The organism is Chryseobacterium jejuense, from assembly GCF_017877355.1.
Lineage (GTDB): Bacteria > Bacteroidota > Bacteroidia > Flavobacteriales > Weeksellaceae > Chryseobacterium > Chryseobacterium jejuense_A.
This window is the reverse complement of record NZ_JAGIPR010000008.1, coordinates 75,102-94,300: the sequence shown is the minus strand read 5'-3', so window position 1 is coordinate 94,300 and position 19,199 is coordinate 75,102. Positions and strand designations below refer to the sequence as shown.

The 19,199-nt window shown below is 35.4% G+C and carries 22 protein-coding genes; 10 read left to right on the top strand and 12 right to left on the bottom strand.

All coding sequences use genetic code 11. From position 1 onward, the window contains the following. The first annotated feature begins 18 nt into the window (after positions 1 to 18). Positions 19 to 1,797, top strand: coding sequence for an Ig-like domain-containing protein (locus J2772_RS16615; RefSeq protein ID WP_209918660.1), 1,779 nt, complete (start codon positions 19 to 21; stop codon positions 1,795 to 1,797). Between the two features lie 4 nt (positions 1,798 to 1,801). Next, entirely contained in the window at positions 1,802 to 2,260 is a 459-nt protein-coding gene (locus J2772_RS16610; protein WP_209918658.1) for a heme-binding domain-containing protein, read from the top strand. Positions 2,261 to 2,456: 196 nt separating this feature from the next. Here J2772_RS16610 and J2772_RS16605 read toward each other — a convergent pair whose 3' ends face one another. The 5 genes from J2772_RS16605 to J2772_RS16585 form a co-directional block, all read right to left on the bottom strand. Then, positions 2,457 to 2,969, bottom strand: coding sequence for an NUDIX hydrolase (locus J2772_RS16605; protein WP_209918656.1), 513 nt, complete (start codon positions 2,967 to 2,969; stop codon positions 2,457 to 2,459). Positions 2,970 to 3,010: 41 nt separating this feature from the next. Further along, on the bottom strand, positions 3,011 to 3,925 hold the full coding sequence (xerD, locus tag J2772_RS16600; protein ID WP_209918655.1) for a site-specific tyrosine recombinase XerD: 915 nt from the start codon (positions 3,923 to 3,925) through the stop codon (positions 3,011 to 3,013). A gap of 6 nt (positions 3,926 to 3,931) precedes the next feature. Next, the gene (locus J2772_RS16595; protein WP_089739109.1) at positions 3,932 to 4,354 is read right to left on the bottom strand and encodes a deoxycytidylate deaminase; all 423 of its coding nucleotides are present in this window, start codon (positions 4,352 to 4,354) and stop codon (positions 3,932 to 3,934) included. A 50-nt stretch (positions 4,355 to 4,404) separates the two neighbouring features. After that, positions 4,405 to 5,172, bottom strand: a complete 768-nt coding sequence (locus tag J2772_RS16590) for an enoyl-CoA hydratase/isomerase family protein (protein WP_209918652.1) — start codon at positions 5,170 to 5,172, stop codon at positions 4,405 to 4,407. 105 nt (positions 5,173 to 5,277) lie between these two features. Further along, the gene (locus tag J2772_RS16585) at positions 5,278 to 6,765 is read right to left on the bottom strand and encodes a catalase (protein ID WP_209918650.1); all 1,488 of its coding nucleotides are present in this window, start codon (positions 6,763 to 6,765) and stop codon (positions 5,278 to 5,280) included. 133 nt (positions 6,766 to 6,898) lie between these two features. On the opposite strand from J2772_RS16585, the gene J2772_RS16580 reads away from it, so the two are divergent. The 8 genes from J2772_RS16580 (at position 6,899) to J2772_RS16545 (ending at position 14,840) form a co-directional block, all read left to right on the top strand. Continuing rightward, positions 6,899 to 7,849, top strand: coding sequence for a LysR substrate-binding domain-containing protein (locus tag J2772_RS16580; protein WP_209918648.1), 951 nt, complete (start codon positions 6,899 to 6,901; stop codon positions 7,847 to 7,849). Positions 7,850 to 8,085: 236 nt separating this feature from the next. Next, on the top strand, positions 8,086 to 9,366 hold the full coding sequence (metK, locus tag J2772_RS16575; protein ID WP_209918646.1) for a methionine adenosyltransferase: 1,281 nt from the start codon (positions 8,086 to 8,088) through the stop codon (positions 9,364 to 9,366). A gap of 85 nt (positions 9,367 to 9,451) precedes the next feature. Next, positions 9,452 to 9,943, top strand: coding sequence for a hypothetical protein (locus J2772_RS16570; RefSeq protein WP_209918642.1), 492 nt, complete (start codon positions 9,452 to 9,454; stop codon positions 9,941 to 9,943). A 194-nt stretch (positions 9,944 to 10,137) separates the two neighbouring features. Then, positions 10,138 to 10,728 (top strand): RNA polymerase sigma factor, encoded by a 591-nt coding sequence (locus J2772_RS16565; RefSeq protein ID WP_209918640.1) that lies wholly within the window; start codon positions 10,138 to 10,140, stop codon positions 10,726 to 10,728. A gap of 203 nt (positions 10,729 to 10,931) precedes the next feature. After that, the gene (locus tag J2772_RS16560; protein WP_209918638.1) at positions 10,932 to 11,627 is read left to right on the top strand and encodes a YjjG family noncanonical pyrimidine nucleotidase; all 696 of its coding nucleotides are present in this window, start codon (positions 10,932 to 10,934) and stop codon (positions 11,625 to 11,627) included. Between the two features lie 392 nt (positions 11,628 to 12,019). After that, positions 12,020 to 12,469, top strand: a complete 450-nt coding sequence (locus J2772_RS16555; protein ID WP_209918636.1) for a PepSY-like domain-containing protein — start codon at positions 12,020 to 12,022, stop codon at positions 12,467 to 12,469. A 416-nt stretch (positions 12,470 to 12,885) separates the two neighbouring features. Next, the gene (locus J2772_RS16550) at positions 12,886 to 13,557 is read left to right on the top strand and encodes a response regulator transcription factor (RefSeq protein WP_209918635.1); all 672 of its coding nucleotides are present in this window, start codon (positions 12,886 to 12,888) and stop codon (positions 13,555 to 13,557) included. Then, complete coding sequence (locus tag J2772_RS16545; RefSeq protein WP_209918634.1) at positions 13,557 to 14,840, top strand: sensor histidine kinase; 1,284 nt, start codon at positions 13,557 to 13,559, stop codon at positions 14,838 to 14,840. Before J2772_RS16550 ends, J2772_RS16545 begins: the two co-directional genes overlap by 1 nt. A gap of 75 nt (positions 14,841 to 14,915) precedes the next feature. Here J2772_RS16545 and trpS read toward each other — a convergent pair whose 3' ends face one another. The 7 genes from trpS to J2772_RS16510 all read right to left on the bottom strand — a co-directional run bounded on the left by trpS (position 14,916) and on the right by J2772_RS16510 (position 19,167). After that, a complete protein-coding gene (gene trpS / locus J2772_RS16540; RefSeq protein WP_209918633.1) occupies positions 14,916 to 15,884 on the bottom strand; it encodes a tryptophan--tRNA ligase in 969 nt (322 codons plus the stop codon). A 50-nt stretch (positions 15,885 to 15,934) separates the two neighbouring features. Beyond that, entirely contained in the window at positions 15,935 to 16,939 is a 1,005-nt protein-coding gene (locus J2772_RS16535; RefSeq protein WP_209918631.1) for a hypothetical protein, read from the bottom strand. 10 nt (positions 16,940 to 16,949) lie between these two features. Then, a complete protein-coding gene (locus J2772_RS16530) occupies positions 16,950 to 17,594 on the bottom strand; it encodes a vancomycin high temperature exclusion protein (protein WP_209918630.1) in 645 nt (214 codons plus the stop codon). Positions 17,595 to 17,608: 14 nt separating this feature from the next. Then, entirely contained in the window at positions 17,609 to 18,250 is a 642-nt protein-coding gene (locus J2772_RS16525) for a lipoprotein signal peptidase (protein ID WP_209918629.1), read from the bottom strand. After that, on the bottom strand, positions 18,250 to 18,444 hold the full coding sequence (locus J2772_RS16520) for a DUF2683 family protein (protein ID WP_209918627.1): 195 nt from the start codon (positions 18,442 to 18,444) through the stop codon (positions 18,250 to 18,252). Before J2772_RS16520 ends, J2772_RS16525 begins: the two co-directional genes overlap by 1 nt. 18 nt (positions 18,445 to 18,462) lie before the next feature. Then, on the bottom strand, positions 18,463 to 18,708 hold the full coding sequence (locus tag J2772_RS16515; RefSeq protein ID WP_123321102.1) for a DUF6576 domain-containing protein: 246 nt from the start codon (positions 18,706 to 18,708) through the stop codon (positions 18,463 to 18,465). Positions 18,709 to 18,786: 78 nt separating this feature from the next. Next, a complete protein-coding gene (locus J2772_RS16510) occupies positions 18,787 to 19,167 on the bottom strand; it encodes a TraR/DksA family transcriptional regulator (protein ID WP_045501318.1) in 381 nt (126 codons plus the stop codon). Positions 19,168 to 19,199: the final 32 nt, after the last annotated feature.

Genomic DNA, 19,199 nt, shown 5'->3' with positions numbered 1-19,199 from the left:
TTTTGCTTAAACATTTTCATGAAAAGGTTTCTTTTATTATTCGTTATCTGTTTTCTTGTACACTCTTGTGCAAGGGTAGGATCTCCTGTTGGAGGTCCAAAAGATACACTGGCCCCAAAATTTTTAAGTTCAAATATTGATACAACAAGGATCAACGTCAAAAGAGATATCCGGGAACTCCGTCTGGATTTTGATGAATATGTGACCTTAAAGGATATCAATAAAAATCTTATCATTTCTCCGCCTATCAAGAATATCAAGCGAATTCTTCCATCGAATATTGCGAATAAATTTGTTCTTATCCAATGGACGGATACACTTCAGGCCAATACTACTTATAATTTCAATTTTGGAAATTCCATTGCGGATAATAATGAGTCTAATATTCTTCGTTATTTTAATTTCGCGTTCTCTACAGGAGATAAGCTGGATGATCTGTACGTTAGTGGTGAAGTAAAAGATGCCATGCAGATTAAGAAGAAAACCGGTACTAATGAAAATAAATTGGTGGTTGGATTGTATCAGGTAAAAGATACCATGAATTACAAGCAAAAGCCATATTATATTACCAAGGTAGATGATGACGGATATTATGAGCTTAATTACCTTTCTCTGGGAAAATATAAAGTTATTGCTTTCGAAGATGAAAACGGAAACTCTGTGTATGATCCTGGAAAAGAAAAGATAGGATTTAAAAAAGAAGTAATTGATGTTGAAAAATCAATTTCGGGCTTAAATTTAAGTGTTTATCCATCAAAGAAGCCTTTGAAATATTTAGAAATGAAGGAGATTACCGGTGGGGTTCTTATGACATTTGAAGGCCATCCGGATGAGGTGAAAGTTCAGTCGCTCAATGATAAGCTTAAAGATATTAAAGTAACACACACACCGAAATCAGACTCCGTTAGAATCTGGTTTGATGCAGTGAAGAATAATATAGGACAGGAAACCAATGAAAAATTGTTGTTTAGCCATAATATTGGGCCCAAAAAAGATACGGTGTATTCAGCTTCTCTATTCTATAAATACAACAAGAAAAATGCAATGGATGTCTCCAGTGATAATGGAGGTGGTTCATTAGCTCCGAAATCCGATTTTAAAATTTCATCCAATTACCTTATAGATAAAATTGATGCTTCAAAGTGGAAACTAGCTGTTAAAGGAGATTCTTTGAATACTCTGCCATTTACGGCTAAAATTTCAGAGACCAATCCTTACCAGATTCAGGTGAATTCTGACTTTATCAGTGGGAAAGATTATCAGCTTACAATTCCTAAAGAAACAGTTTCTTCTTTCTATGCAAAGAACTCCCAATCTAAACGTTTTGACTTTACTGTTGAGAAAATAGATCAGATTGGAAGCCTGGAATTTACGTTGTCCAATGCACCTGTATCTAACTATTGGATTCAGTTGCTGGATTCTTCAGATAAAGTAGTGTATCAAAAATATACAAAAGGAGATAAAGTAAAATTTGATTTCCTGAAACCTGAGGAATATGTTGTTAGAATATTAGTGGATAATAATAACGATAAGTATTGGGGGGAAGCGGACTTCTCCACTGAAACCTTCGCAGAGGATGCCTATGTTTTCTATAAAAAAGCTTTGATAAAGGCATTATGGGAAACAAGAGAAGAATGGGATCTTAAAGATACCAGAACACTAGATAATCCTAGAGGAGCAACAGCGCCAACAGTACCGGTTACACCTCCGGCTTCTGAAGAAAAAGAGAAAGCTGTAGTACAGGAAAGTAAAAAAGAGCTAAAATCTGAGAATGCAGTGATAACCCCAGTAAAATAGATTGATGAAGACGGCAAAGAAAATAATCTTATGGACTCTGGTAACGTTTGCTCTTATCCAATTATTTCCAATTGATAGAGTAAACAAACCGATTGATTCCAAAGTGAATTTTGTTCAGATGAAGCAAGCTCCAGAAAAGGTAAGCACACTTCTTAAGAATGCCTGCTATGACTGTCATTCCAATGAAACAATATATCCTAAGTATGCGTATGTAGCACCTATTTCCTGGTCTGTAAAAAGCCATGTGAATGACGGGCGCCAGCGTCTTAATTTTTCTGTTTGGGGAACTTATAATAAGGAATTAAAAGAGAATATGCTCGATAGGTCTATTGAAGCTCTTAAACATAAGACAATGCCATTGCCTGGTTATATTGTTTATCATAATGAAGCTCAACTTACAGAAGCTGAAAGAACTCTGCTTATTCAGTATTTTGATGAAATGCTGAAATCAAAAACGTACTAATTTAAAATATAATAATTCCCACAGATTCCACAAATAATTGCAGTGCTTATATAAAATGCATCTTTGTAATTTGAAATCTGTGGAAAAATTGTTTTTCATCATAAAAAAACTCTCGCAGATTTTACAAATTAGCAGCTGGATAAAATCCATTGGCCTGCTGCATTTGCAAAATCTGCGAGAGTGTATATTACAAAAATTATTTCTTCAGATAACCCTCGAAGAATATCTTTTGAGAGTCAAAAGCAATCTCATCAAGGTTGAGTTCCTGTAAAGGAATCCATACCGCTTCAGAGATCTCTGAAAGTTCAAGATTTACCTCAAACTTCTCCGAAATAGTATACTCATAAAAAAGATCAATTGTATTGTAATCGATTTCTTTATACTGATAAATGTTCGGAAGGCTGGTAAGGTATTTCAGGTTAGAAATATCAATATCAAGCTGAAGTTCTTCAAAAAGCTCTCTTTTACAGGTTTCCTCTGCACTTTCCTTAGGGTCAACAAAACCTCCGGCCAGATCCAGTTTTCCTTTTTTAGGATCCCTGTTTCTTCGGGTAAGATAAATTTCGTTACCGCATCTGATAACAACCGCTACAGCGCCTGCTACATTATTGTACAGTGTAAAACCACATTCAGGACAACTCCATTTTTTTTCATTATCCCAATGTAAGGTCTCTTTGCCACAGCTCGGGCAATATTTCAATACTTTCATCCGTCTATAATTATTTTTCAAAGGTCAGATAGACCTTAGCTTCACTGAGCAATATTAATATTTCTTGGGTGATAGCTTAAGATAACATCCCTTAGCTCTTCTGTCTTCAAATGAGTATAAATCTCTGTTGTGGTAATGCTGGAGTGCCCCAACATTTCCTGGATATAACGGAGATCAGCTCCATTCTGCAGTAAATGTGTTGCAAAAGAATGTCTGAATGTGTGTGGAGAAATTTTCTTATTAACTCCAGCTTTATCCGTAAGTTCTTTAATAATAAGAAATACGATAACTCTTGACATAGAAGTACCACGGCTGTTCAAAAACAGCGTATCCTCATATTTCTTATTGATTTTTCCTTTAGAGCGTACCTCTTTGATGTAACTTTCCAGTAATTCAGCCGTATAATCAGCTAAAGGCACAAAACGGGTTTTATTTCCCTTTCCATGTACCTTGATATATTGCTCCTTGAAGTTGATATTGGAGATCTTCAGATCAATCAGTTCAGATACACGGAGTCCACAACCATAAAGTACCTCTATGATACATTGGTTTCTTTTTCCGAGATCTGTATTGACCTCAATGGCAGCAATAATTTTATTAATATCTGTCAGGCTTAAAGTGTCCGGCAGATAGAGTCCCAGTTTAGGACCTTCAAGTAACGCTGCAGGGTTGTCTTCACGATATTCATCTTCCAATAGAAATTTGAAGAAGGCTTTAATGGATGATATCCACCTTGCCTGTGATCTCTCACTGAATTTCTGTTTAGAAAGATTGAAAATGTATTCCTGCAGGTTTTCGTAACCGATAGAATCTGGACCGACGTTTGCCAGATCTTCTTCTGCGTAATCTTTTAGTTTTTTAATGTCCCGAACATAGGCGTCGAGTGTGTTGTCTGAAAAATTTCTTTCGAAGCGAAGAAATATTTCAAAATCTTTGATCTTTTCATCCCAAGTCATTTGTGCTTATTTTTTTAGTTCACAGTCCGATATTTGTTCTATTTCAATGTTATGGTTTCTCAAAAACGATATTCCATCGTCATCCGAATACTCATTAATATACACCAGTCTTGCAATACCTGCCTGTAGGATCAGCTTACTGCATTCCTTGCAGGGTGACAATGTTAAATATAACGTTGCTCCTTTAGCAGATTGTGTAGAAGCTGCCAGCTTTAATATAGCGTTGGCTTCTGCATGCAATACATACCAGTGCGTTTTCCCCCCATCATCTTCACAACAGTTTTCGAATCCCATAGGAGTCCCATTGTAACCATCTGAAATAATCATCCTATCTTTCACGATAAGAGCTCCCACCTGTTTTCTCTTACAGTAGGAGAGTTTTGCCCATTCCTGAGCCATTTTTAGATAAGCTTTGTCAAACTTATTCATACCGCATCATTAGTTTTTTCGAAATAATTGGATTAAAATCTTTTGAAAGATTAGAAGTTCGGCTTTCTTTTCTCAAGGAAAGCAGCTACTCCTTCTTTCTTATCTTCCATTTCGAAAAGTTCCCCGAAATATTTAATTTCAGTTTCAAAACCTTTCTCCGTGTCAGATAAATTGACGGCGTTAATAGCCTTTGATATTGCCATTGGTGAATTATGGGCAATAGTGTTCGCTAATTCTTTCGTTTTGGTTAATAATTCTTCAATAGGGTATACTTCATTAACCAGTCCGATCTCTTTTGCTTTTTGGGCAGGGATCATTTTGGCAGAGAAGATCATTTCGTTGGCAATACCTTTTCCGACAAGTTTGGGAAGCCTTTGAGTTCCTCCGTATCCTGGAATTAATCCCAGCGTTACTTCAGGAAGCCCTAATCTGGCGTTTTCCGATGCATATCTGATGTGGCATGCCATGGCAAGCTCTAAACCTCCTCCTAATGCAAAACCGTTTACAGCTGCAATGACAGGTTTGGATAGGTTTTCAATTTTGTTGAACAATGTATTTTGTCCATTTTTTGCAAGTTCCTCAGCTTTTTCTTGTCCGAAGTCACTGAATTCCTTGATGTCAGCTCCAGCTACAAAGGACTTTTCTCCACTACCTGTAAGGATAATTATCCTGCAGGAAGGGTCAGAATTAAGCTCATCCAATGCTGTACTGATCTCCTGAATTGTCTTTGCATTCAATGCATTTAAACTTTCAGGTCTGTTTATGGTAATGATAGATAATTTATCTTCCTTTTTTAATAATATATTTTCGTAACTCATTTTTCCACTTTAAAATATCATCCTTCGCAAATTATGAATTTTTTGCAAAAAAAAGGAAAAAATATTATTTTTTTTTCCTTTTTTTTGATTTATTGTTCAATATGATTATTTGGAGTGATTCATCATATTTGCATCAATATTGATGTTTAGTTGTGAAGCTACTTTCATGCCAAGCTCAATATTAGCGCGGAAAAAGTGACATAATTGTCTATTAATAATTTCCTCTCTTTTCGGCCCGGTAATTCCTTTCATACTTCCTATAATATTTTGGATCAGATTATTCCTGTCTTCAGCATTCATCGCTTTTGAATAAAGAAGCCCCGGTTGAGTATAGTGATCGCTGTCATTGTCGTTTCTGTTATAATTGGAAACATGAGCACTATCTAATTCATATTCATAGTTTTTATAAGAAACATCCGGTTTAATATCATCAAAACTGTTAGGATAATAGTTTGGTTTATCCTGATATTGGCTGGAATCAGCCATATAGCCGTCTCTTTGATAATTATTAACAGCAAAAGGACATCTGTTCACTTCCAATTGGTGAGCATTTACACCCACTCTGTATCGGTGTGCATCCGGATATGAGAATAATCTTCCCTGAAGCATTTTATCTGGAGAGAAACTGATTCCGTTGATAAGGCTGCTTGGTGAGAAGGTAGATTGCTCCACATGTGCAAAATAGTTGACAGGAACTTCATTCAATTCCATTTCTCCCACTTCAATCAATGGGAAATCATCGTGGAACCATACTTTTGTTACATCAAAAGGATTCCATCTGAAATCTTTTGCCTGCTCTTCTGTCATCACCTGGATGTACATGGTCCATTTAGGGAAATCTCCGTTTTCAATAGCATTGCAAAGATCTTCCTGTGCAAAGTCAGGATTTTCTCCTGCCATTTTTACGGCTTCTTCATCGGTGAAGTTTTTTACTCCCTGTTTTGTTTTGAAGTGGAATTTCACCCATACTCTTTCATTTTGATCATTAATCATGGAGAAAGTATGAGATCCAAAGCCATGCATATGTCTGTAGCCATAAGGCGTTCCCCTGTCTGACATTAATATAAGAACCTGATGAAGAGATTCCGGGTTTAAGCTCCAGAAATCCCACATCATAGTGGCACTTTTCAAATTGGTTCTTGGAAGTCTTTTTTGGGTATGAATAAAATCCGGGAATTTCTTAGCATCTTTTATAAAGAATACCGGAGTGTTATTTCCTACTAGATCCCAGTTCCCATCTTCAGTATAGAATTTTAACGCAAATCCTCTTGGGTCTCTTGCGGTATCTGCACTCCCTTTTTCTCCGCCTACTGTAGAAAAACGGGCAAACATTCTGCAGGAGTTGCCTACTTTTGAAAATAATTTAGCCTTTGTGTATTGGCTGATGTCATGCGTTACGGTAAAAGTTCCGTACGCTCCACTTCCTTTGGCGTGTACAATTCTTTCAGGAATCCTTTCCCTAACGAAGTGTGCAAGATTTTCCTGAAGGACAAAGTCTTGCAGCAATACCGGGCCTCTTGGTCCTACCGTCTGGGAATCCTGATGCTCAAAATAAGGTGCGCCGTTGCTTAACGTTAATTTTTTAGAATCCATATATTGATGATTTGAATAATTGTTCTCGTATTTTCTAAATCCAACTGTAAAGGTACTAATTATCAAATTTACTTGAATTTTTAATTGCTAATAACAAAAACGTTATATCTTTGTAATAGATAATATTAATCAAATGAATATTCAGCAACTGGAGTATCTTATCGCTGTTGATAAGTATAAACATTTTGGTAAAGCAGCTCAGGCGTGCTTCATTACCCAACCTACCTTAAGTGCCATGATACAAAAATTTGAGGATGAATTGGATGTGAAGGTTTTCGACAGAACTACACACCCGATCCGTACCACAGATGTAGGGCTTCAGATCATCGATCAGGCGAAAGTAATTATAGAATCTGTCAATGAGCTGAAAAACAAAGCCAACCTGTTGAATAACATTTTAGGAGGAACCATTAATCTTGGAATTATTCCTACAGTTTCTTCATTTATTTTACCTACGGAGATCTTCAAATTCCTTGAAGCCAATCCAAAGATACAGATGAATGTAAAGGAAATGACTACGGATAATATTATTAAAGCATTGAAGGCAGGAGAACTGGATGCGGGGATTATCTCTACTCCTTATGATACCGCTGATGAGTTTTACCAGGATTTCCTTTTCAATGAAGAGCTGATGATCTACAGTTCTAATACTGAAGCAAACAAAAAGAATTCTTACATTATTCCTGAGGATCTGAATGTAGAAAAAGTATGGTTGCTTGAAGAAGGAAACTGTTTGAGAAACCAGTTCGAAAATATCTGTCATCTGAAAGAAAATACACTGAAACCTAAGAATTTAGATTTCTTAGCTTCCAATATCCAAACTTTGGTACACATGGTAGATAAAGTAGGGGGAATAAGTATTCTTCCGGAATTGGCATTGAGCCAGCTTTCTGAAGAGCAGAAAAAGAATGTATTCAGGTTCAAGAAGCCTTTCCCATACAGAGAGATCAGTATTATTTACTATAAGCCGACCTTTAAGCAAAAAATTATTGATGAATTATCACATTCCATCAAAAATTCTTTGGAACTTAAGTTGAATTACCACGAAAACCCAAAAGAATTTGTAAGCATAAAGCCTCAGTAATTAAGAGGCTTTACAATGATATAAATCATTAATTTAAAGAAAATTATAATTAGTAAACAAAAATTTTGAGTATTACAAAAATAGTGCTTAAATTTGCTGACGTTTACGAACGAGGAAAAATTTGACCTGATTGCAACCTCTATAAAAAAATGCTAAAACAGTATTCTTTTTTCTAGGCAATTGTTATTCTTATTTTTCTTCATAGCTATTTTTTAATCTAAAAAACAAAGAATAATATGTCTTATTTATTTACATCTGAATCAGTTTCAGAAGGACATCCGGACAAAATTGCCGACCAAATTTCCGATGCATTAATCGATCATTTCTTAGCATACGATAAAAGTTCAAAAGTAGCATGTGAAACTCTTGTAACTACCGGACAGGTAGTATTGGCAGGAGAAGTAAAATCTGATGCTTACCTTGATGTTCAGACGATTGCCAGAGAAGTAATCAACGGAATTGGCTATACAAAAGGTGAATACATGTTCAATGGAGATTCTTGTGGAGTAATTTCTGCAATCCACGAACAGTCTCCTGATATTAACCAGGGTGTGGACAGAGCGGTAAATGATGAGTCATTTGAAGCTAAAGCAAACGCTCAGGGAGCTGGTGACCAGGGAATGATGTTTGGGTATGCTACCAACGAGACTGCTAACTATATGCCTCTTGCTTTGGATTTAGCGCACACTATCCTTAAAGAACTTTCTGCGATCAGAAGAGAAAATAAAGAGATTACTTACTTACGTCCTGATGCAAAAAGCCAGGTAACGATTGAATATTCTGACGATCATAAACCAATCAGAATTGATTCTATTGTAGTTTCTACCCAGCACGATGACTTCGGAGCAGAAGAAGAAATGTTGAACAAGATCCGTGAAGATATCAAGAATATCCTTGTTCCAAGAGTAGTTGCTCAGCAGACTGAAGAGATCAAAGCTTTATTCAACGATCAGATCAAATATCACATCAATCCTACAGGTAAATTCGTAATTGGTGGTCCTCACGGAGATACAGGTCTTACAGGTAGAAAAATTATCGTTGATACTTATGGTGGTAAAGGTGCTCACGGTGGTGGTGCTTTCTCTGGAAAAGACCCATCAAAAGTGGATAGAAGTGCTGCGTATGCAACAAGACACATTGCTAAAAATCTTGTAGCAGCTGGTGTTGCTGACGAAGTTTTGGTACAGGTTTCTTATGCAATTGGAGTAGCTGAACCTTGTGGTTTATACATCAATACTTACGGAACTGCAAAAGTTGATCTTCACGATGGGGAAATCGCTAAAAAAGTGTCTGCGATCTTTGATTTAAGACCTTATGCTATTGAGCAGAACTTAAAATTAAGAAACCCTATCTATCAGGAAACGGCTTCTTACGGACACATGGGTAAAGAGCACTATGTAGCTGATAAAACATTCAACAGAGGTCACAAGAATGAGCTTACATTGGAGGGCCTTGAGTTCTTTACTTGGGAAAAACTAGATAAAGTAGACGAAATTAAAGCCGCTTTTGGTATTTAATTTTTTCTCCGGACTAAATATTATGAACTGCTTTACCTTCCGGTATGGCAGTTTTTTTTAATTTTACACCTTAATAAATTGAGAGATGATGAATTTTCGAACTGCAGCTGCCATTCTATCCCTGTTTTTGCTGAGTACATTGGTAAAAGCCCAATACACCATGCATAAAATGATTAGTGTAGGATATACCTATCAGAATCAAAGTTTTGGAGAAGTTGGCGGGAAGCTGCTTTTTCTTAAAAATGATGATGTAATTTACAGATTGGGTGGTTCTGCCTTAATGGGCACAGCAGACTCGAAATTTGCCATCATGCCGAAGCTGCAGGCAGATGTTTTACTTAATTTTGAAAAGAATGTGGATTTCTATCACTCCTATTACTTTTTAGTGGGAGCAGAAGGAACCAATAAATATATTGCCCCAAAAATAGGTGTTACCTTATTTGGGATGCTTGATCTTACCGGAGGCTATGCTTTCCCTATTGGAGATACCCGAATAAACGGAAAAGAAATGAAAGGGTTGAATATTAATTTTACACTAAATATCCCTACTGTATTCATTCATGATATGTTTAAATGATTTTTTTTAAATTTTATAGCGAAAATTTAATAATTGCTTAACAGTTATTAAAAAATCATTATATTTACGCCATAATATAATTGTACCACCTATCGACGAGACTCTACTCTGAAGAACTGTTTTGTATATACAGCAAAAACCAGATAATGTATCTGGGCGATAGCTGGGCTGCAAATATTATATTGAGAAGAGTTATGAAATCAAAATCGGATAGTTTACTAATTTCGCTTTACCAGAAAGGTGACGAGGGCGCATTGTCAACCCTTATTCATCGCCATCAGAGAGAACTGTTTACATTCATTTTTTACAAAATTAATGATGAAGATTTAGCCAATGATATCTTTCAGGATACATTCATGAAAATCATTGTAATGCTAAAAGAAGGACGTTACAACGAAGAGGGTAAATTTATCCTTTGGGCCAAAAGAATCTCCCACAACCTTATCATCGATCATTTCAGATCAAAATCTAAGAATATCAAAGTTTCAGAGACTACTTTTGAAACCGATGAATATTCTATTTTTGATTTGATCAGAGAGCCATCTGAAAATATTGAAGATCAGTTGGTGACTAATCAGATTCAGGAAGATCTGTTGAGAATGCTGCAATTTCTTCCATTGAACCAGCAGGAAGTAATCAAATTAAGATTCTTTGACGGATTAAGCTTTAAGGAGATTGCTGATCATACCGATATGAGTATTAATACCACATTAGGAAGAGTAAGATACGCGTTAATAAACCTGAGAAAAATCATGGATGAAAATAATATAATATTAACCAGATAAATAATATTTTGTAGAATTTCACGTTTTTAAGGAAAACATACTTCGCTTATGAAAAAAAATGACTCCTTAAAAGTGAAAACTTTGAAACCTAAAAAACAAACCATCGATTTTCTGCTCAATTTTTCTAAAAGCCTTGAAATTGTGAAAAGCAAGAGCAAAAATTATCCTATTACAAAAAATTAAAATTATTAACTTTGTGCTGTATGAAAATGCAGCATGTTTTTTTTGACCTGGACAATACGCTCTGGGATCATCGCAGAAATGCCTATCTAACCATCAAAGAACTTTTCGAAAAGCAGGAAATTAATTCGAAGTATAACATCGACTTTGAAGAGTTTCATGCGGTTTACCATGATATTAATGAAGAATTATGGGAAAAAATCAGAGATGGAATTATAGGCAAAGAGTATTTGAGAGAACACCGTTTTTATGACTCCTTCATGCATTTTGGAGTAGACAATAAAGAACTATCCCTTTATTTTGAAGAGAACTTCTTAGATAATATTGTAAGTCATAATGAATTGGTGGAAGGGGCTGAAGATGTTCTTGAATATCTGAAGTCGAAGAATTATAAACTTCATATTATTTCTAATGGCTTCCAGGAAGTCACAGAAAGAAAATGTACCTTATCCGGAATTGCACCTTATTTTGAAACCATTACCAGTGCAGATGCGGTGGGAGTAAGAAAACCGAATCCTAAGATTTTTGAATATTCTCTTGGGCTTTCTGAAGCGAAGAAAGAAGAAAGTATCATGATTGGTGATGACTGGATCGCTGATGCTATAGGAGGAAGAGATTTCGGAATGGATACCATCTTCTTTGATGTTTACAAGGAAGACAAAAAAGAAACCGGATTAAAATCAATTACCCATCTTCAACAGATTAAAGAATACTTATAATCTTTGGTAAGTTTATACAATTTAAAATTAGGATACTATATTCTGTCATTCTGAATGTAACGTAGTGAAATGAAGAATCTAAGTTATATGTTGAGATTCTTCCTTCGTCAGAATGACAATAGTTTAAAATTGTATGTAAGTATCTAATATTTTATTGAACCATTAAGGCTATTGAAGCTATTAAGACGATCAAGACAACTGTCATTGCGAGCCGAAGGCGAAGCAATCTCAACAGACCCCACTTAATTCTCTTAATAACTTATCTCTATCTTAATGGTTTATTTTTACTCATTATTTACTTCCTTGATCTTTACTATTTTAAGTTTTTCCTAATTCTTTCCCAAATTGATTGGGAACTTTGCTTCATAATAATAACAGAAAAATTTAATATTATGAAAAATGTAAAGAAAATCACAGGTGTATTTATTTTAATTTTCTTATTGATTGGAGGCCTGGTTTCAGCACAGGACAGAGCGATTAGTCCTAATCATTTACCTAAGGCTGCTAAAACTTTTCTTGCAGGCCATTTTAAAGGAATCCCAGTTTCATCTGCTATTGAAGACAGAGAAATCTATGGTGTTGATGAATATAAAGTGTACTTGAATAACGGTATGAAGGCAGAATTTGATAGCAATGGAAACTGGAAAGAAATAGATGGTAATCATCAAAAAATTCCTTACGGTTTTATTCCTGCCTCAATTAAAAATTACAGCAGCAGAAACTTCCCGAATACATATATCGTTAAGATCGAAAAGAAAAGATGGTCTTATAAAGCAGAACTTTCCAACGGATTGGAACTAGAGTTCGACCGAAATGGGAATTTTAAAAAAATTGATGACTAAACCTAATTAAGATTAACAATAAAGTTTTATGATTAGGGTCAACTGGAGTTTAATAAACAGTAACGGAAGAAAAGCTTCTTCTGCTAAGATTAGAAAGAATATTGTGTCTTTTATGACCAAGCACCATCCGTGCAAGTGTGATTGATTCTATGGAGAAAAAGTATAATACCTATAAGATTCACCTGATGAATGGTCTATGTTTGATCTTTGATGAAGATGGGCGGTACGTAAAAAAGAATTAATTTTTAAAGTAAGTAAGCCGGGAGTGGGAAGTTGTATAGGACGATTTTGAAATTGTTTGCCACTTAGAGACGGATAGTTGTAGGTGGTGCAAAAGTAACTTCCAGCCTCCCTCTTCCAGCTTCCAACCTTATAATTTCATATATTTGATATAAGATATCCAAGCAGAACACCCTATGAAGATTTTAATAGTAGAAGATGAACCGGACCTAAGGGATACTGTGCAGAAATTTCTGGAAGCAGAGCACTTCATTGTAGAATATGCAGAAAATTACAGTGACGGACTGGAAAAGATTATTTCCTATGAATATGACTGTATTCTTCTGGATATTATGCTGCCGGACGGCAATGGTATAGATCTGTTGAGGGAAATCAAGCAAATGCATAAAAAAGATCCTGTAATTATCCTTTCGGCCAAGGATTCAGTGGATGATAAGGTAACAGGGCTGGAAATAGGAGCTGATGATTATCTGGCGAAGCCATTTCACCTTGCAGAACTGATGGCGAGAATCAGATCTGTGATAAGAAGAAAGAATCAGGATGGAGAGAATGTCATCAGGTATAAAAATATCAGTATTGATCCTGAAAACAGAAATGTAAAAGTGGGAAATGAGGAATTGGTACTTAACCGTAAGGAATATGATCTTTTGTACTACTTTGTTATTCATCCGGAAAAAACTTTGCAGAAAACAACATTGGCAGAAGCTATCTGGGGAGATTATATCGATCAGGCAGACAGTCTTGATTTTATTTATTCACAAATTAAAAATCTTCGTAAAAAACTGAAAACACTTCATGCTGAGGCAGATTTTCAGGCTGTTTACGGGATAGGATATAAATTCGTCTGATGAAGGTTTCATTAAAATATTATACGATAAAATACCTTATCATGATCCTGTTGCTGATTATAGCAGTCTGGGCCGGGCTCTTCTATGCCTATATTCTAGATGAGGTGCACGATAATGTAGATGATGGATTGAAGGATAGAAAGATACAGATTATCAAAGCGGTATATCTTAATCCGCAGCTGCTAAAGAACAATGATTTTGGATTCAACGAATTTAAGATTATGCCGATAACTGCTGCAGAATACAAGAACAAAAGCAGACTCTATAATAAGATGTATTATATGGAGTATGACGATAAAGACCAGCCTTACCGTGTATTGGAAGCCGATTTTATCGATCAGTATAAAAGTCATCAGAGGCTTGTCATCAGGACTTCAACGGTAGAAGAAGATGAACTGATTTATGATCTTACAACGGCTTTAATTGTTCTTTATATTCTTTTGGTGGTAAGTATTGTTGCTGTTAACAGTTATCTGCTGAATAAAGCAATGCGCCCGTTCTATTTAATTCTGGATAAATTGAAGAAATACCAGTTTGGAATTCCTTTTTCTCAGGCAGAACAGAACTATTCCATCAAAGAATTTGAGGAACTGAATGTGGAAATCAATGAGATGATTGATCGTAATGAACTTGTATTCTACCAGCAGAAACAGTTTATCGAAAATGCTTCTCATGAGCTTCAGACACCACTGGCAATCGTTATTAATAAAATAGATCTTCTGATTCAGAATGATAATCTTGATAAAAAGAATCTGACCTTTCTCACGGAAGTTAAAAACGATCTGAGAAGAATGGTAGGATTAAATAAATCTCTGTTAATGCTTTCTAAGATTGAGAACAGTCAGTTTAATGCAATATCAGATGTTGATTTTAATGTGATGGTCAATAAGCTCGTAGAGAATTATGAAGACTTTATCGCCTTTAAAAATGTAGAAGTTAATATTATTGAGAAAGGAGTATTTAAAGCAAACGTTAATCAGGATCTTGCAGATATTTTATTGTCTAACCTGCTTAAAAATGCCGTTAAATACAATAACGAGGAAGGAACTTTAAATATTTTTATTGAGAACAACAGGATTATTTTTCAAAATAGTGGAAGGCAGGTTCCGCTGGATAAATCCAGAATTTTTAACCGTTTTTATAAACAGGGCTCTGACCATACCTCTACCGGTTTAGGATTATCTATTATTAAAACGATCATCAAGCAATATCCGGGTTGGGATATTACGTATGAGTTTGAAGATCAAATGCACTATTTCATTCTTACAAAAAATAAAATTTAAAATATTTAACCTATTAAAAAATAATTGGCTGCCTCAATTTTGAGACAGCCAATTTCTTATATCTAAAGTTTAGAATTAATATCCCAAGCTTGTTCTTACTCTTTTCAGCGTTGCCAGAGCAATTGGTTTTGTTTTTGCCGCACCTTCCTGAAGCTTAGCCTCCAATTCATCAAGATTGTTCATATAATAATTGAACGTTTCTCTTTCCTTCTCAAAACGAGTTAAAATAAGCTCTAATAGCTCTTTTTTCGCGTGACCATATCCAAAGTTACCCGCTAAATATTTAGCTCTTAATTCCTCAGTCTGCTCAGGCTTAGCAATAAGCTCATAAATCTGGAATGTTTTATCTGTTGCAGGATCCTTAGGTTCTTCTAAAGATTTAGAATCAGACTCAATACTCATTACCTGTTTCTTCAATTCTTTTTCGGGTAAGAAGATGTTGATGATATTTCCCATGGATTTAGACATTTTACGACCATCAGTTCCCGGAACATATTTCGTGTCTTCCTGAAGTTCAGATTGCGGCAGTACAAAAACCTCACCCATCTGATTGTTGAATCTTGAAGCGACATCTCTTGCGATTTCCAAATGCTGAAGCTGATCTTTTCCAACAGGAACAATCTCTGCATCATATAATAAAATATCAGCAGCCATCAAAATAGGGTAGGTAAACAGCCCAGCATTTACATCCTGAAGCCTGTCAGCTTTATCCTTAAAAGAATGCGCTAATGTTAATCTTTGATAAGGAAAAAAACATGATAAATGCCAAGATAGTTCACAGGTTTCAGCGATATCACTTTGTCTGTAGAAAAATGTTTTTTCGGTATCTAATCCACAAGCAAGCCAAGCCGCAGCAATCTCGTAGGTATTTTGTCTTAAAGTCTGCGCATCTTTAATCTGCGTAAGCGTATGAAGATTCGCAATAAATAAAAATGATTCATTTCCTTCCTGCTTAGAAAGTTCAATAGCAGGAATAATGGCCCCTAATAAATTTCCAAGATGGGGTGTTCCGGTGGCTTGAATGCCGGTAAGAATTCTTGACATTTGTTTAAAATTTATATTTAAAAATTAATGAATTGCAAATTTACGCAAAATTACTTTCTAATTGCGTTATAGTAATGAATTCCGATTCTTTTCATCCATGTAAGCGGAATCATTTTTGATTGTTTTTTGTGAATATCGGTAACCACGGCACCTGCTACATAAATAAAATAAGTATACTTTCCATCATTAATGATAAGAGAATAGGATGGAGGAACTCCAAAACTGATCAAACTTTGTGTGCTTTTAACTTGAGAATCAGACATTCTGTAATGGTGGTCTTTATAATAATCTAGACGATTTTGGATGGTCTTGGCAGCAATGGGTGATAATATCTTGATCGAATCTTCCTTATGGGTATATATGGAATTATCATTTTCTAAAATGCTTTGGATGCTGAAAGGTTCCTTGCATACACCGTTCCTGCTAAAGGTTTGGAATATTTTAATGGCGTCTGGAAAAGATAGAAAATTTAAATTGTAATGTCTTCTGTCCAGATGGTTGATCTTAAACTTTGACAGAAACTCTACTGCATGTTCGTTTATTTTGGAACTGTCAGAAGGAATGACTGCTGATGCATAGATAACAAGATAATCCTCAGGGATTTCAGCATTAGGATTTTTACTCAAAATACTTCCCATATTGATCAGCTTTTTCATTCCCACCATGTTGAGGTCATATCGGTCAAACTTAGGGGTTTTAAATGTGCTGTAGAATTTTACCACTTTTGCGGTTTTATTATCTACCACTATTATTTTTTCCCTTACCCATTCATCAAAAAGAGCCTTGTCTTTTGGAATGGAATTATCTTTTGAAGCTATCTCGAAGACTTTCGTTCTTATAGTATCCAGATTTGTTTGATAAGAAACAGAATCAAGGGTGGTGTGAATTTTTAAATTCTTTTTCTTGGGATCAATATTCAGTTTTTTTAATTCCGTATCAATAAAGCGAATGACGGTACTGTCTTTAATTTCTTTATTGTTGGCGTAATAATAAATATTTTCTTTCTTGCAGGAAACAAGAGTACAGATTAATATAAAAAACTGAATGGCTTTCATACCACTTAAGTTAAGGAATTATTATCTTCTCTCCCCCAAATTTTGGTTCTACTCCAAATAGCAAGTCCCAATACACTTTGGCCTTGGCAAGATATTCCCGCATATTCGTCTTTAAGCCTGCGTATTTATTCACATCTTCTGCATTGTACCCAAAAGCCTGTATTCCGTCTTTCTGAGCAAGAAAGACGGCTCTTTCATTATGGAACTTCTGAGAGATAATGGTCAGTTTGGTTTGTCCAAAAATATCTTTAGCCCTCACCACTGAATCCAAAGTCCGGAATCCTGCATGATCCAGAATGATTTTGTCCTGTGGAATGCCTTGCTGTACCAAAGCCAACTGCATATCTTCCGGCTCATTATAGTCTTTGCTGCTGTTGTCTCCACTTACAATGATGTATTGAACTTTTCCGCTTTTATACAAATCTGTAGCTGCTTTGATCCTGTTGTAGAAATATGCATTTGGCATTCCATTGCTTAAGGTTTTTCCTGTTCCTAGCAATAATGCAGTTTTTGCCTCGGGAACATCTTTAATGTTATAAGACACAAGTGGTGCACTTTCATTTTTGATGCTATAGTTGGCCCAGGCAATAAAAATAATTCCTGCAACCAGAAGAAGCAGGAAAAATTTAAAAATATTTTTGATTGTTTTTCTCATTTGAAATACATCTGTTAGAATTCAAGTCCGTTAGGGAATGCTTTTTTTCTGAAGATTAATAGGAAAGCAGCTCCTACAGTAATCGCTGAATCGGCAACATTGAAAATATATTTAAAGAATTCAATATGCTTTCCACCAATGATAGGCCAGCTATCCGGAACATACCAGTCTACTACCGGGAAATGCAGCATATCTACAACACATCCTTTCATAAAAGTGGAATATCCTTGTCCAAAAGGAACAAACTTTGAAACGCCACCATAACCAATCCATCGGTCAGTGCTTGCATCATAAACTGTTCCGCTGTCGAAGATCATTCCGTAGAACATTCCGTCAATAAGGTTTCCGATAGCTCCGGCAAAGATGATGGCCATTGGAATTAAAAGGTAGTTGGAAGCTCCTTCTTTCAACCACTTTTTAAACATATAAACCATTCCTCCAATCAAGAAAATCCTTAGGATAACAAGAAAATATTTTCCGATAATGCCCCCAAAATGAAAGCCATAAGCCATTCCCGGATTTTCAACAAAAGTTTTATTAAAGAAGCCTTCTATAACAGGAATGCTCTCATTCAGTTCAAAATGGGTTTTAATATAAATTTTTGAAGCCTGGTCTATCAATAATACCAAAAAGGTGATAGCTAAGATCTTTTTCATTACTCTCCTTTAGGTTTTGACGGTTTTGAAGCAGGTCTTGCGTTTTTATTATCGCTTGCTTTCTTAACCACTTTTTGTCCGTTATATGAACTTTTTACATGAGCTTTCTCAAACTTAATGTTCATTTCTTTTAAAACACCTTTCAGTGCGCTCAGCTCCATTGCATTTTTTGGATGTACTATGATTGATTCCATTTCTTAGTATTTAATTTTTTACATTTTGGACAACTCATCAAGCCTTTTCCGGTCTTTTTCGGAAAGATCATTGATTCCGTTTTTGCCCATTTTACTTAAAAGTCTGTCTATTTCTTTCTCCCGGTCGCGTTTATCAGAATTAAACTGGTCATCAATAGTGTAGTAAGTGTGCTTCTTGGGAGAAAATCTGTTTCTGATCCATTCTCTGTTGAAAAAAGCCAGCACTGCTGCCACAATGATTACCAAAATCAATACTTCGCTCATGGGTATACATTAAAAATTAGGTTTATAAAGTATCCGTGAATACAATATAAACCCAATATTATTTTACAAACCTTACGGTTATTTTTGCATGTTTTTCGCTTCGATGCTTAAGGTAGCATGAGGAACGGCTAAAAGTCTTTCCTTAGGAATTAATTTCCCTGTTACTCTACAAACACCGTAAGTCTTGTTTTCGATTCTGATTAAAGCATTTTTCAGATCACGAACGAATTTTTCCTGTCTTCCTGCAAGAATAGAGTTCTGCTCTTTGCTCAAAGTTTCTGCACCTTCCTCAAATGCTTTGAATGTAGGTGAAGTATCATCAGTCCCATTATTCTGGTCATTGATGAAGCTTTCTCTGATGAGCTGAAGATCTTTCTCTGCCTTTTCTATTTTTTCTTTTATGATCGCTCTAAATTCCTGTAAATCAGCATCGCTGTATCTAACTCTTTCGTCTGACATATTCTTTCTCTTTTTTAATAAAATTATGAAAT

Excerpts from the sequence above, each read along its gene's own strand:
- J2772_RS16615 (WP_209918660.1), top strand. The coding sequence starts at position 19 with ATGAAAAGGTTTCTTTTATTATTCGTTATCTGTTTTCTTGTACACTCT.
- J2772_RS16610 (WP_209918658.1), top strand. The coding sequence starts at position 1,802 with ATGAAGACGGCAAAGAAAATAATCTTATGGACTCTGGTAACGTTTGCT.
- J2772_RS16605 (WP_209918656.1), bottom strand. The coding sequence starts at position 2,969 with ATGAAAGTATTGAAATATTGCCCGAGCTGTGGCAAAGAGACCTTACAT.
- xerD (WP_209918655.1), bottom strand. The coding sequence starts at position 3,925 with ATGACTTGGGATGAAAAGATCAAAGATTTTGAAATATTTCTTCGCTTC.
- J2772_RS16595 (WP_089739109.1), bottom strand. The coding sequence starts at position 4,354 with ATGAATAAGTTTGACAAAGCTTATCTAAAAATGGCTCAGGAATGGGCA.
- J2772_RS16590 (WP_209918652.1), bottom strand. The coding sequence starts at position 5,172 with ATGAGTTACGAAAATATATTATTAAAAAAGGAAGATAAATTATCTATC.
- J2772_RS16585 (WP_209918650.1), bottom strand. The coding sequence starts at position 6,765 with ATGGATTCTAAAAAATTAACGTTAAGCAACGGCGCACCTTATTTTGAG.
- J2772_RS16580 (WP_209918648.1), top strand. The coding sequence starts at position 6,899 with ATGAATATTCAGCAACTGGAGTATCTTATCGCTGTTGATAAGTATAAA.
- metK (WP_209918646.1), top strand. The coding sequence starts at position 8,086 with ATGTCTTATTTATTTACATCTGAATCAGTTTCAGAAGGACATCCGGAC.
- J2772_RS16570 (WP_209918642.1), top strand. The coding sequence starts at position 9,452 with ATGATGAATTTTCGAACTGCAGCTGCCATTCTATCCCTGTTTTTGCTG.
- J2772_RS16565 (WP_209918640.1), top strand. The coding sequence starts at position 10,138 with ATGAAATCAAAATCGGATAGTTTACTAATTTCGCTTTACCAGAAAGGT.
- J2772_RS16560 (WP_209918638.1), top strand. The coding sequence starts at position 10,932 with ATGAAAATGCAGCATGTTTTTTTTGACCTGGACAATACGCTCTGGGAT.
- J2772_RS16555 (WP_209918636.1), top strand. The coding sequence starts at position 12,020 with ATGAAAAATGTAAAGAAAATCACAGGTGTATTTATTTTAATTTTCTTA.
- J2772_RS16550 (WP_209918635.1), top strand. The coding sequence starts at position 12,886 with ATGAAGATTTTAATAGTAGAAGATGAACCGGACCTAAGGGATACTGTG.
- J2772_RS16545 (WP_209918634.1), top strand. The coding sequence starts at position 13,557 with ATGAAGGTTTCATTAAAATATTATACGATAAAATACCTTATCATGATC.
- trpS (WP_209918633.1), bottom strand. The coding sequence starts at position 15,884 with ATGTCAAGAATTCTTACCGGCATTCAAGCCACCGGAACACCCCATCTT.
- J2772_RS16535 (WP_209918631.1), bottom strand. The coding sequence starts at position 16,939 with ATGAAAGCCATTCAGTTTTTTATATTAATCTGTACTCTTGTTTCCTGC.
- J2772_RS16530 (WP_209918630.1), bottom strand. The coding sequence starts at position 17,594 with ATGAGAAAAACAATCAAAAATATTTTTAAATTTTTCCTGCTTCTTCTG.
- J2772_RS16525 (WP_209918629.1), bottom strand. The coding sequence starts at position 18,250 with ATGAAAAAGATCTTAGCTATCACCTTTTTGGTATTATTGATAGACCAG.
- J2772_RS16520 (WP_209918627.1), bottom strand. The coding sequence starts at position 18,444 with ATGGAATCAATCATAGTACATCCAAAAAATGCAATGGAGCTGAGCGCA.
- J2772_RS16515 (WP_123321102.1), bottom strand. The coding sequence starts at position 18,708 with ATGAGCGAAGTATTGATTTTGGTAATCATTGTGGCAGCAGTGCTGGCT.
- J2772_RS16510 (WP_045501318.1), bottom strand. The coding sequence starts at position 19,167 with ATGTCAGACGAAAGAGTTAGATACAGCGATGCTGATTTACAGGAATTT.